Annotated in this window: 16 protein-coding genes; all 16 read left to right on the top strand. The window is 63.4% G+C overall.

The annotated features are described in order from the left end of the window. On the top strand, nt 1-335 hold a 335-nt coding region (locus NPS58_RS17100), incomplete at its 5' end, for a phage baseplate assembly protein V (RefSeq protein ID WP_274116523.1). Nucleotides 336-342: 7 nt separating this feature from the next. Beyond that, nucleotides 343-660, top strand: coding sequence for a hypothetical protein (locus NPS58_RS17095; RefSeq protein WP_274116522.1), 318 nt, complete (start codon nt 343-345; stop codon nt 658-660). Between the two features lie 62 nt (nt 661-722). Next, nucleotides 723-929, top strand: a complete 207-nt coding sequence (locus tag NPS58_RS17090; protein ID WP_274113228.1) for a hypothetical protein — start codon at nt 723-725, stop codon at nt 927-929. Between the two features lie 6 nt (nt 930-935). Then, nucleotides 936-1262: a GPW/gp25 family protein gene (locus NPS58_RS17085; protein ID WP_274116521.1), complete on the top strand. Its 327-nt coding sequence runs from the start codon at nt 936-938 to the stop codon at nt 1260-1262. Continuing rightward, on the top strand, nt 1259-2239 hold the full coding sequence (locus NPS58_RS17080; RefSeq protein ID WP_274116520.1) for a baseplate assembly protein: 981 nt from the start codon (nt 1259-1261) through the stop codon (nt 2237-2239). Before NPS58_RS17085 ends, NPS58_RS17080 begins: the two co-directional genes overlap by 4 nt. Beyond that, nucleotides 2236-2958 (top strand): phage tail protein I, encoded by a 723-nt coding sequence (locus NPS58_RS17075; protein WP_274116519.1) that lies wholly within the window; start codon nt 2236-2238, stop codon nt 2956-2958. Before NPS58_RS17080 ends, NPS58_RS17075 begins: the two co-directional genes overlap by 4 nt. Further along, entirely contained in the window at nt 2955-3641 is a 687-nt protein-coding gene (locus NPS58_RS17070; RefSeq protein ID WP_274116518.1) for a phage tail protein, read from the top strand. Before NPS58_RS17075 ends, NPS58_RS17070 begins: the two co-directional genes overlap by 4 nt. A gap of 6 nt (nt 3642-3647) precedes the next feature. Then, the gene (locus NPS58_RS17065; protein WP_274116517.1) at nt 3648-4391 is read left to right on the top strand and encodes a hypothetical protein; all 744 of its coding nucleotides are present in this window, start codon (nt 3648-3650) and stop codon (nt 4389-4391) included. Nucleotides 4392-4405: 14 nt separating this feature from the next. Next, a complete protein-coding gene (locus tag NPS58_RS17060; RefSeq protein ID WP_274116516.1) occupies nt 4406-4870 on the top strand; it encodes a hypothetical protein in 465 nt (154 codons plus the stop codon). 65 nt (nt 4871-4935) lie between these two features. Further along, nucleotides 4936-5247, top strand: a complete 312-nt coding sequence (locus NPS58_RS17055) for a hypothetical protein (RefSeq protein WP_274116515.1) — start codon at nt 4936-4938, stop codon at nt 5245-5247. Between the two features lie 89 nt (nt 5248-5336). Then, nucleotides 5337-6503 (top strand): phage tail sheath family protein, encoded by a 1167-nt coding sequence (locus NPS58_RS17050; RefSeq protein ID WP_274116514.1) that lies wholly within the window; start codon nt 5337-5339, stop codon nt 6501-6503. Nucleotides 6504-6515: 12 nt separating this feature from the next. Beyond that, nucleotides 6516-7025 (top strand): phage major tail tube protein, encoded by a 510-nt coding sequence (locus NPS58_RS17045; RefSeq protein ID WP_274116513.1) that lies wholly within the window; start codon nt 6516-6518, stop codon nt 7023-7025. A gap of 11 nt (nt 7026-7036) precedes the next feature. Then, nucleotides 7037-7339, top strand: coding sequence for a phage tail assembly protein (locus tag NPS58_RS17040; RefSeq protein WP_274116512.1), 303 nt, complete (start codon nt 7037-7039; stop codon nt 7337-7339). 133 nt (nt 7340-7472) lie between these two features. Continuing rightward, nucleotides 7473-10424, top strand: a complete 2952-nt coding sequence (locus NPS58_RS17035) for a phage tail tape measure protein (RefSeq protein ID WP_274116511.1) — start codon at nt 7473-7475, stop codon at nt 10422-10424. 9 nt (nt 10425-10433) lie between these two features. Continuing rightward, nucleotides 10434-11279 carry a phage tail protein gene (locus NPS58_RS17030; RefSeq protein ID WP_274116510.1) on the top strand — a complete coding sequence of 282 codons (846 nt, stop codon included), beginning with the start codon at nt 10434-10436 and terminating at the stop codon, nt 11277-11279. Continuing rightward, nucleotides 11254-11460 (top strand): tail protein X, encoded by a 207-nt coding sequence (locus NPS58_RS17025; RefSeq protein ID WP_274113251.1) that lies wholly within the window; start codon nt 11254-11256, stop codon nt 11458-11460. The genes NPS58_RS17030 and NPS58_RS17025 overlap by 26 nt, the downstream gene beginning before the upstream one ends. Nucleotides 11461-11492: the final 32 nt, after the last annotated feature.

Genomic DNA, 11492 nt, shown 5'->3' with positions numbered 1-11492 from the left:
GACTCTACGGCAACGCTGGGGCCCAGCCGGATAACCGCGATCACGTCGAGGTATGGCGTTTCGATGATGGCGGCTCGCTGGTCTACGACTGGCAGGCCAAAACCTACACCATCGACCTGCCCGGCGGCACCGTCAGTATCAAGGTCGGCAGCACCGAGGCGGTGTTGACGGATGACGCGATCACGGCCAAGTCGGGGGCGGCTACCGTTGAGGCGGCCAGCATCACCCTGACAGGCCAGGTGCAGATCAACGGAACGTTACGCGTAACGGGCGATATTCTCGGTGGCGCCAGAATCATCGACACCGCCGGTAACACGGCAAACCACAAGCACTGAGGAAAGAATGATCGAAACCATAACTTTAGGCCCGATCAGTGGGTTTGATCGCTTCCAAATTTCCAATATGGTCGATAGGCAGATCAGTCAGGAGTTCGACTATCACCGCATGCTTTCTTTCTGGAAGCGGCTGATGGCGGGTGACAATGAGCCAGAGGAAATTGCCCAAGGTCTTTGCATCGCCCTGAGTCTCGGGCGCTACGTCCGCAAAGAGGGCGCAGGAATCCGCAACGTCAGTATTCAGGTGTTCGGCGAGGTCGACCCCAAGGAAATTGCCAAGGCCGTAAGCGGAGCTATCACAGGCTCGACGCATACGGGCGCTTAGTTCCGCTATCCAATTCACCCCAGCCCGCCCTGTGCGGGCTTTTTCATGCCTGGAGAACAAACATGGCTACCCCCAAGAAAACCGCCGATGCCGCTGAGACAGCGGCGCAAGTGACCTTTCGCGATACGGCTTACACCTCCCGCGTGCTGATCCTGACCAAGGGTCGCCAGTTGCCGGTCGAGCGTGGCCTGGTGACGGTGGCGGCGGATGACGCCGAGGCGCTGCAGTTCCTGCAGGCGCACCCGGACCTGAAACCGCTGCAGGAGTAACCCACCATGATCGGACTGGACCGCCGCACCGGGCAGCCCATTGCCGGCCTGGCGCACCTGCGACAGTCCATTGAAGACATTCTGACCACGCCGCTGGGCAGCCGGCGGATGCGGCCGGAGTACGGTAGCCACCTGCGCCGTTATGTCGACCTGCCGGTCAATGAGGGCTGGAAAAGCGCGGTTCAAGCCGAAGTGGCTCGCGCCCTGGGGCGCTGGGAGCCGCGTTTGAAACTGGAGCGGGTGCGGGTCACGGCGGTAGTTGGTGGCCAGATCACGCTGCAGTTGACGGGCCAGTACCTGGCAGAGGCGGCCACCCTGGAGGTTCGCGCATGATTGACCTGTCCCTGTTGCCACCGCCTGAGGTGGTGGAAACGCTGGAGTTTGAAACGCTGTATCAGGAGGTGCTGGCCGACTTTCGCCTGCAGATGGGCGACCAGTGGACCGCGCTGTTGGAGTCCGACCCTATCGTCAAGTTGCTGGAGGTGGCGGCCTTTCAAAAGATGCTCGGCCGGGCCCGAGTCAATGACGCGGCCAAGTCGAGCCTTTTGGCCTATGCCCGGGGCACCGATCTGGACAACCGTGCGGCCGACTATGGTGTGCAGCGGCTGACCCTAATCCCGGCCGACCCTGACGCGGTGCCGCCAGTGGCGGCGGTGATGGAGGGTGACGAGGCGTTGCGCTACCGCACGCGGTTGTCACTGGAGGCGCTTTCGGTTGCTGGCAGCCGGGGCGCCTATGAGTTTCACGGGCTGAGCGCGTCGGCCAGCGTGGCCAGTGTCTCCGTCGATTCGCCGACGTTCAAGGGCGTGCCGGTCCCAGCAGCGCTGCAGGCGCAGTTGCCGGCCGGGGCGATTGTGCTGGTCTGCGACTACGCCGCCGGCCTCGACAACCCGTTGCCGGGCGACGTGTCGCTGGCGGTGCTGCCACGCCTTGACAGCCCGGTACCGGGCGCCGAGGTGGTGGCCAGCGTGCAGGCGGCACTGTCGGCCGAGGATGTGCGGCCGCTGACGGATAGCCCCCGCGCCCAGCTCGGCCAGCCCACTGCGTTCAACGTGGCGGCGGTGCTGGAGCTGGACGCCGGGCCCGATCCGGCGGTGGTCAAGGCCGCGTCACGTGCCAGTCTCGACGCCGCCCTGGCGGCAGCGCGGCGGCTGGAGGGGCAATTACCGCTGTCGGCGATCTATGCCGCGTTACACGTAACGGGCGTGCGTCGGGTGCGGTTGACTCAGCCCCTGGCCGATGTGACCAGCGACAAGCGCCATTACCCCAGTTGCAGCAGCGTCACGTTGGCCACTGAGGTGATTGCATGAGTCTGCTGCCGCATAACGCCACCGATCTGGAGCAGGCTCTGGTGGTTGCCTGTGACCTGGGAATCGACCCGGAGGTGATTCGGGGCGTGGCCGACTCGGCGCGTTGCCCGCCCGGCTTCCTGCCGTGGCTGGCCTGGGGCATGAAGGTCGAAGGCTGGGACGCGGCGGATAGCGAGGATCAGCAGAGGGCGTTGATACGGGAGGCGATCCCGATTCACAAGACCAAGGGCACCGTAGGCGCTGTGCGCCGGGTGCTCAAGGCGGTGCGGGTCAATTCGGAATACAAGGAATGGCACCAGATCCCAGGTGCCGCGCCGTACACGTTCCAGTTGACCGCCTGGGCCAACCACAACCGCCCCGGCGAAGGCTCGATTCTGTCGCCGCAGCTCTACGCCCGTTTGCGCGCCCTCGTCGACGCGGCCAAGAACGAGCGTAGCCACTATGACTTTCGCCTGGGGGCTGGATTCGATGGTGGGCTTCGCCTGGGCAACGCCACCCAGGTGCGCACTGTATACCGCCGCTCGGTGGAGGCTCAGGGCGTGCCGCTCGATCCGGCCCTGCAGGGCCTACAGCTGGGCAACGCTACCAACCTGCGCTGCGTGGTTCGACGCTCTGTCGAGGCGCAGGGCATTCCGATCAACGCTGAACAGGGCCTACAGATCGCTAATGCGGTACGGCTCCGCATTGTCGTGCGCGGCACGATGGAGGCTGTTCTATGAGTACACCCTTGCAACCCGTCATTACCAAGGCCGGCTTGGCCGCGATCTGGCGGGCCGATAACACCGGCGTGTCGGCTGAGATTACCCACGTCGTCCTGGGCTCGGCGGGTTACACCCCGCGAACCGACCAGAAAAGCCTGCAGGCGCAAGTCGCCAAGTACCCCATTGCCGGCGGGGAGCGCCTGAGCAGCACGCAAATTCACCTGACCGCTGTCGCCGATGATGATCGTGCGTACTGGGTCCGCGAAATCGGCTTTCTGCTGAGTGACGGCACCTTGTTGGCGGTGTGGTCGCACCCCACCGAGGCGCTGACCTACAAGCCTGCCGATGCAGACTTTGTGCTGGCCTATGACGTGTCGCTGGCCGCGCTGCCGGCTGACAGCGTGATCATCAACAGCGTACCTGGTGGGCTCAACCTGACCTTGGCGGGGCCGTTGGCAGCCCAGGCATCGGCCCTGATCGCCGAACAGCTGCGCGGCCTGCAGCAGCAAGATCAGATTGCTGTTCAAGCCGGCCAGCAGCGTATCGCCGGTGAGCAAATCGCCAACCTACTGTCGCGCATGAAGGCTGCCGAGCAGCGACAAGACGCAGACCGTGAAGGTCTGCTGAGCGCCGCTATCAGTAACGCGGCTGGGCTGATTGCCCTGCAAACCCTTGTTGTCCAACACATCCACGGAGCATAAGACGCCATGAGTCTTGAAACCGATGTTGCCACCCTGGTAACGAAAACCACCCAGCTGATTGACTACTTCAACGGCAAAAAGGCTGGCATTGATGCTGCCGTTGCGGCCGCCATCGCCGCAGTCCCGAACAACAAAAAGGTCTTCCGCATCCACCAACAGAACGGCCTCGATACCAATGATGGCAGTATCGGTGCGCCGCTGAAGACCCTCGACAAGGCGCTGGCCAATACCCCCTACGGCGGTATCTGCGAGGTCTACCTGCAGTCAGATTACAGCTTCTCCGCCGATATCAACGGCCTGGAAGGGCGCTACCTGACAATTCGCACCGATGACTTGGCTGCAGGAAAGCGCTCGTTGCGACCGGCCTATCAGTTGAACGGTGCGGGGGCGCAGATGCTTGCGAGCTTCCCGCTGTTTTCGGGTGCGATGCTGAACCTGCGTGAGGTCAAAATCGTGCTCCCTACTGCCAATGGGGTTGATCCCGTGCCAAGCGGATTGAACAACTGTTTGGTCCGCTCTATCACCACCAGCACGTCGATGCTGGTGGGCTTGAAAATGACCGATTGCGAGGTCTCTGACCTGGCGGGCGCCACCGCTTATCTGGTCGGTCCTGGCGTGGCGGCGACATTGCTTGAGGTCGTGGGGACGACATTCCCGACGGGGTTTGGTGGCCGTTACATTCTGAACGTACCTGGTGGGACCAACCCCGCAACGCTGAACAACGTTCTAACTAACCTTCCGGCTCTGTAAGGAGAGGCCATACCATGAAAAAAACCAACCTGTGTGTGGATCACGGCGGTATCAGTTACGCCGGTTATGCCTATGCAGCCCTACCATTGGCGGCGGCTCTGATCGTTGCAGCGCAACAAGTCGATTTGGCGGCGGATGCGGCGCGCACTGCCGTTTTGACCGACCCGCTGCGCGCCCTGGAGTATGAGCGTGCTGCTGTCGAGGCCCGGGCCTTCGCGGCTGCTGGCTATGTCGGCGACATGCCGCCAGCGGTGCAGGCCTGGGCAGAGGCCGCCGAGCTGGAGCCGCAACCAGCGGCTGACACCATCATTGCCCAAGCCACTGCCTGGGAATCGGCACTCTACGCCATCCGTGCGGCCCGCCTGATGGGCAAGCAGCGACTGCTCAAGGCAGCCAGTCACAACGCCGCCGAGGCGATTGCTGATGAAGCGATTGCGGCTATTCAAGCCAGTATCGAGGGCGTTGGTAACGCCGCCTGACCCGCTTCCCTCAACGTCAACCCTAGGCCGCCGAGTGCGGTTTTTTTATGCCTGGAGTAAGCATCGTGAATCAAACCAACTTGCAGCACGCCCTGGCGGGCCTGCTCATCATGGCCCTGATCTGGGGCTTTCTGGCGCTGTTCGGCGTTCCGTCCGGGCAGTGGGTCGGCGCCGCTGCTGGCGTCTTCTTCTTCCTGGGCCGGGAGTACACCCACGGCGAGCGCAAGCTGGCCCATGATCGGGCCCTGCACCTGAGTCACCTGCGCTGGTACGACGGTTTGCGCATCTGGCGTTGGAGTCCAGATGGGCGCCTCGATCTGCTGTTTCCCCTGGTTGCCTGCCTGCTGGCCGCACTGGTGGTGCCGCTGCTGCTCTGATCGGTTCCGACCACCTGCAGCCCCACCTGGGGCGCCTTCTTCCTTTCTGGCCGCGTACGTCGCGGCCTTGTGCATTCTGGAGCTTTCCAATGTCTGGTTTCTTTCACGGCGTTACCGTAACGAACGTCGACACCGGCGCGCGCAATATCGCCTTGCCGTCGTCCTCGATCATCGGCCTGGTCGACACTTTCACCCCTGGCGCGGATGCCACGGCCAAGGCCAACCAGCTGGTGCTGATCACCAGCGAGCGTGAGGCGGTCGCCGCCTTCGGCCCGGCCTCGGCCATCACCAAGGCTTGCCAGGCCATCTATCAGCGCTCCAAGGCGGTGATTGTCGCCTGTGGTGTTGCCAAGGGCATCGACGGTGCCGCGCAAACTTCGGCGATCATCGGCGGTGTGCAGGCCGACGGCACCCGTACCGGCCTGCAGGCGCTGCTCGATGGAAAGAGCCGCTTCAACGCCCAGCCGCGGCTGTTGATCGCACCCACGCACAGCGCGACGCAAGCGGTCGGTACCGCTCTGGTGGCCCTGGCCGACAAGCTGCGCGGCCTGGCCATCATCGACGGCCCGAACACCACCGACGAAGCGGCCCAGGCCTACGCCGAGAACTTCGGCGCCAAGCGTGCGTTTCTGGTCGATCCCGGCGTGAAGTATTGGGACACCGCCACCAGTGGCGAAGCGGAAGCGCCTGGCTCGGCCTGGGTCGCGGGCCTGTTTGCCTGGACTGACAGCGAGTACGGCTTTTGGGCGTCGCCGTCGAACAAGGAGTTTGTCGGCATCACCGGCACCGGCCGTGCCATCGAGTATCTGGACGGCGACCCGAGCTGCCGGGCCAACCTGCTCAACAACGCCAACATTGCCACCATCATCCGTGATGACGGTTTCCGCTTGTGGGGCAACCGCACGCTGAGCACCGACCCGAAGTGGGCGTTCGTTACTCGCGTGCGGACGATGGATATCGTCATGGACGCGATCCTGTACGGACACAAGTGGGCGGTCGACCGCTCGATCACCGCGACCTACGTCAAGGACGTGACCGAGGGCCTGCAGGCGTTCATGCGCGACCTCAAATCCCAGGGCGCGATCATCAACTTTGAAGTCTTCGCCGATCCCGACCTGAACACGGCCAGCCAGCTGGAGCAGGGCAAGGTGTATTGGAACATCCGTTTTACTGATGTTCTGCCGGCTGAAAACCCCAATTTCCGCGTCGAAGTCACCAACCAGTGGCTGACCGAAGTCCTCGACAAAGCCGCTTAAGGAGCCGCACACATGGCAATGATTCCCGAGATTCTGGCCAACATGAACCTGTTCGTGGATGGCATCAGCTTCCAAGGCGATGTGCCCAGCCTGACCCTGCCCAAGCTCACCCTGAAGACGGAAGAGCACCGCGCCGGCGGCATGGACATGCCGGTGGAAATGGACCTGGGCATGGAGAAGCAGGAGGCCGGCTTTGTCACCACCGGCGTGCGCCGTGAGTCGCTGAAGAACTTCGGCCTGGCCGACGGCACTGCGTTCAACGGCACATTCCGTGGCGCCTTCAAAGGGCTGAAGGGCGAGATCAACCCGGTGGTTGTCACGCTGCGCGGCTCGCTGAAAGAGGTGGACATGGGCGACTGGAAGCCCGGCGACAAGGCTGAGATCAAGCACAACGTCGCGTTGACCTATTACAAGCTGGAGGTCAAGAACCAGACCATTTACGAGATCGACCCGATTGGCATGAAGCGCGTCATCAACGGCGTCGACCAACTCACTGCTCAACGTTCGGCCCTTGGCCTGTAAGGAGATTCCCCATGAGCAATGCAATCAAGATCCCATCGTTCCTGAAGCTGACTGCCGACGCCGTTATCGTCACGCTGACCAAGCCCACCGAAGCCAATGGCGTGCAAGTCGACACGCTGCGTTTGCGGGCCCCGACCGTACGCGATATTCGCGCCGCCCAGCAGACCGCCGGCAGCGATGATGAACAACGCGAAATGAACCTGTTCGCCTCCCTGGCTGAGGTCGGGCCCAAGGATCTGGAGGGCCTGACCCTCAAGGACTATGCCCGCGTGCAGGCCGGCTATTTTCGCCTGGTGCAAGACGACGAGCTTTGACCCAGCCCTGCAGAAGCTGGCAGCCAAGCGACTGGCTGCTGAACTGAATTTTTCTGCTGAAGAGATCATGACCATGTCTTACAGCGACATGGTCTGGTGGCTCACGGATTGAGCCCGCACTTAAGGGGGAGTCATGGCGAACAAACTGTCGTTAGGGCTGGTCATCGGCGGTGCTGTCAGTTCGTCGGTAGGGGCGGCCTTCAATACGGTGACCAGCGGCATCAGGAAGCTGGAGCAGCAGGGCAACAAGGCCAAGGTGTTGAAGAGCACCATCGGCGAAACCATTCGCCTGCGCGAGTGGAAGAAAGCGCACGACAGCGGCGCGGCCTCGGCGGCCGGGTTGCTGCGCAAACTGGACGGTAACCTGGAAAGTCTGCGCAAGCAGGGTGTCGAAGTAGGGCGACTGAACCGCGAGTATCAACGCCTGGGCCGTGCCGCCAAGTCGGCCGATCTGCAGATCAAGGGACATCAGCAGATTGAGCAGGGCAAGGCCGGGGTGAAGTCGAGCGTTGGCCAGGCAGTGATCGGCGTGGGCGCGCTGGGTGTGGCGGGCAAGATCAGCGCGGACTATCAGGCGATCATCCGTGACATTGCGATTAAGGCGAACGTAGCCAACAAGCCGGAAGAAGTGCAGATGACCCGCACTGTCATCCAGACTTCGCAAGATACCGGCATGGCGCGCAATGACGTGGCCGACCTGGTTAACCAACTGGTCGGCGCTGGCATGGAGCTGGACAAGGCGTTGGCCTATGCGCCAGTGGCGGCCAAGTTCGCCATTGGCCAGGGGGCTAGCGGCGTCGACACGGCGAGTATGATTCAGGCGCTGGAGCAGAACGCCAAGATCACCGACCCGAAGGTGATGCAGCAGGCCCTTGAGGCTATCGCCAAGCAAGGCCAGGCGGGCAGCTTTGAAGCTGCTGACATGGCCAAGTGGTTTCCGCAACTGTTGGCAGGCATGGAGAAAAACGGCAGCACCGGCCTGGATGCGGTTAGCTCGCTGGGGGCGATGCTGCAGGTACAGATGAAGACCGCCGGCGGCTCGGACGAGGCGGCCAACAACCTCAAGAACTGGATGGAAAAGATCGGTTCCGGGGATGTGGTCAAGGCCTACGCGGATGCCGGTATCGACTATCAGAGGTCGCTGAACTCGGGCATTCAAAAGGGTATGTCGACCCTAGAATCCAGCTTTGCCCTGGCCATGAAGTACGTCGAGGCCACCGACCCGGCCAAGGCCGCGAAGATGGCCGAAGCCCAGGCCAATATCGACAAGGAAACCGATCCTGAGAAAGCCAAGGCGCAGCTTGAGGCGCTGGAGAAGTCCCTGCGCACCGGCGATATCTTCGCCGATATGCAGGTCAAGGCGGCACTGACGGCCTATGCGGCCAACCGTGGTCTGTATGAGCAGCTGAAAAACGACTCGAAGAACGCGGCAGGCATTCTCGACAAGAACCTGGCCGAACGCCGCGAGTCCTCGGCGCAGATGTGGGCCGAGACGGGGCAAGCGGCTAATGACGCCATGCGCAGTATCGGTGATGCCATTCGCCCGGCGACTGACCTGGTGGCCAAGGGCATCAAGGCGGTGGCCCAGGGGCTGACTAATTTGTCGGATGGCTCGCAGACGGTCGTGCTGGGTCTTGCCGCCGCCGGTGCCGGGTTCGTGGCGCTGAAGACGATTCTGAGCGGCCTCAAGATTGCTCGGGGCGTGGCCAACATTGGGCGAGGCGTGATGCTCGGACGTGCTGGCTCCAAGGGGTTGGGCGACGTTGCGAACGCTGTGGCAGAGAAAGGCCCGCAAACCGGTATCAAACCCGTGGACGCCGGTATCAAGGCGTTGGGTGGTCTATTGGGGGCCAGCAATGACGACAACGCCGGCAGCAGCAAGGAGCCGCAGCGCGTGTTTGTCGTCAATGCCAACGCCATCGGCGGTCTGGGTGCTGCTGGGCCGGCCCCTGCAGGGTCGCGTCGGTCGCGTCGTCGTCAGCGGCGAGCGGCGGGGCGGGCTACTCCCGCGCCGAAGATGGCTGCCCCTGCCATTGCACCAGGGCGGTTTGCCAAGCTGCTTGGCGCTTCGGGCAAGTTGGGCAAGGCCGGCCGGTTAATGCCGGGCGGAGTGATGCTCGATGCCGGCATTAACACCTTGACCACGGCGGTCACTGCCAAGACCCAAGAGGAAAAAGCCGAGGGTTACGGCGGGGCTGCGGGCAGCCTGGCGGGGACGATGGCCGGCATGGCGGCTGGTGCGGCGATTGGTTCGGTGGTGCCGGTGATCGGTACCGCCGTCGGTGGCGCCGTCGGTGCGTTCCTCGGCAGTATGGGGGGCGAGAGCCTGGGCAGCTTCCTTGGCAAAAGCTGGTTCGGCGGGGAGAAAAAGCCGGAGGAAATCGCCGCCGCCGGCGATAGCGCGTCGGTGGAGAAGGCACCAGCGACCCCGCAGGCTAAAACTGTTGAGGTGGCGTCCGGGCCTGCAGCAGTTCCCCTGCCCGTGTCCTATGACCCGCGCGACCCGAATGCTAAAGACCCGTTCTTGCTGCCGGCCCTGGCCAGCAACAAGGTCAGGTTCCCTGGTGCCGGTTTGGCGCGGCCGGAGCCGGTTGTGGCGCCGGTAGTAGTAGCAATGCCGGTGCCTGTGGCAATGCCAGCGCCTGCAGCAGCGCCCCTGCTGGCCGAGAAGGCTCCGGCGGTGTCCTACGACCCGCGCGATCCGAATGCCAAAGACCCGTTCTTGCTGCCGGCCCTGGTCAGCAACAAGGTCCGGTTCCCGGACGCCGGCCCGGTGCGGCCTGAGGGGCAAGCAGTACCGCCCCAGCCAGCGATGGGCGATGTAGCTCGCGCGCTGGCCGTGGCGCCGCCACCGCCTGCAGCGCTGCCCGCGTTGCTCAATCCACCACCGCCGGTCAAGCAGGAGCCACCGAAGTATGAGCAGTCCATTGAAATCTCGGCGCCGATGACCTTCACCGTGGAAGGCGATGTGAAAGACCCGGGGCAATTGGCTCAGGAGCTTGAGCCGTATTGGCGTAAGCACGTCGAGGAAATCCAGCGGCAGGTGCAGGCGCGAAGCCTGCTCGATGCGCCGCACGCTGCATAAGGAGGGGCAATGCCCTACATGGAACAGATGGAGTCCGGTTTGAAATCCCTGGTGCAAGCCGGGGAGGCCGGCCGGCAGGGGCTCGACGGCATGTTGGGGCCTATGAATGGCGCTATCGGCGACATCACCGGCGCCGCGTCTGAGCTGGAAAGTATCCCGTTTGTGGGGCCAGAAGTGGGCGCGAAGCTACAGCGCACCATGCGCGGCATCAACCTGGCCCAGTCCAAGGTGGGCGAGGTCGCGGCCATGTATGGCCAGGCCACCTCGGGAATGTCCCAGATCCAGGCGCGCATGGGCACGCTCAAGGAGCAGTCAGCCCGGGCAGGGGAGGCAATCAACAAAGTGGTGGGCAAGCTGAGCCCGTCGCTGGCCAACGTGGTGTCGACGTCGAGCTTTTCGCCGCTGGCGACCCCGGCGGCTGAGTCGGTCACGCCGTTCCCGCACCTGCTCATCATTCAGCCACTGCGGCCGGATGCTAGGCCGTATTACTTCAACCTCAACACGGCGGCGTTCGATGAGCTACGCCGGCAGACCGCGTTTCGCTGGGCTGGCCAGGAGCGCTTGAGCCGCAGTATTGCCCAGCAGGCCATCGGCCAGGGCGAGGATAAGCTGAGCCTCAAGGGCGCGATCTTTCCTGGCTTCAAGGGCGGGCTCAAGCAACTGGATACCCTGCGCAGTATCGGCAGGGCTCTGGAGCCGCTGAGCCTGATCACAGGCTATGGCGAGGTGCTGGGCAGCTGGTGCTTGCTCAGTCTGGACGAAGAACAAAGCCACCTGCTTGCCGGTGGTATCCCGCGTAAACAGTCCTTCAGCCTGGAGTTTGTGAGCTATGGCGGCGACCTGCAGAACGTCTGACGGGGATTTGCTCGATGTGATCTGTCAGCACCATTACGGACACCTCAACGGCACGGTAGAGGCGGTGCTCGAGGCCAACCCCGACCTGGCCAGGCAGGCGCAGCCGTACCGCGCCGGCCTGGTGTTTCACCTGCCGGACCTGCCGGCGCCAACCGATGCGCTGGTGCAGTTGTGGGATTGATCCCGCATTACGCATAACGATGAAGCCCCGCC

It is taken from the genome of Pseudomonas putida (assembly GCF_028682455.1).
Lineage (GTDB): Bacteria > Pseudomonadota > Gammaproteobacteria > Pseudomonadales > Pseudomonadaceae > Aquipseudomonas > Aquipseudomonas putida_AA.
This window is presented reverse-complemented; position numbering and strand designations above follow the sequence as displayed.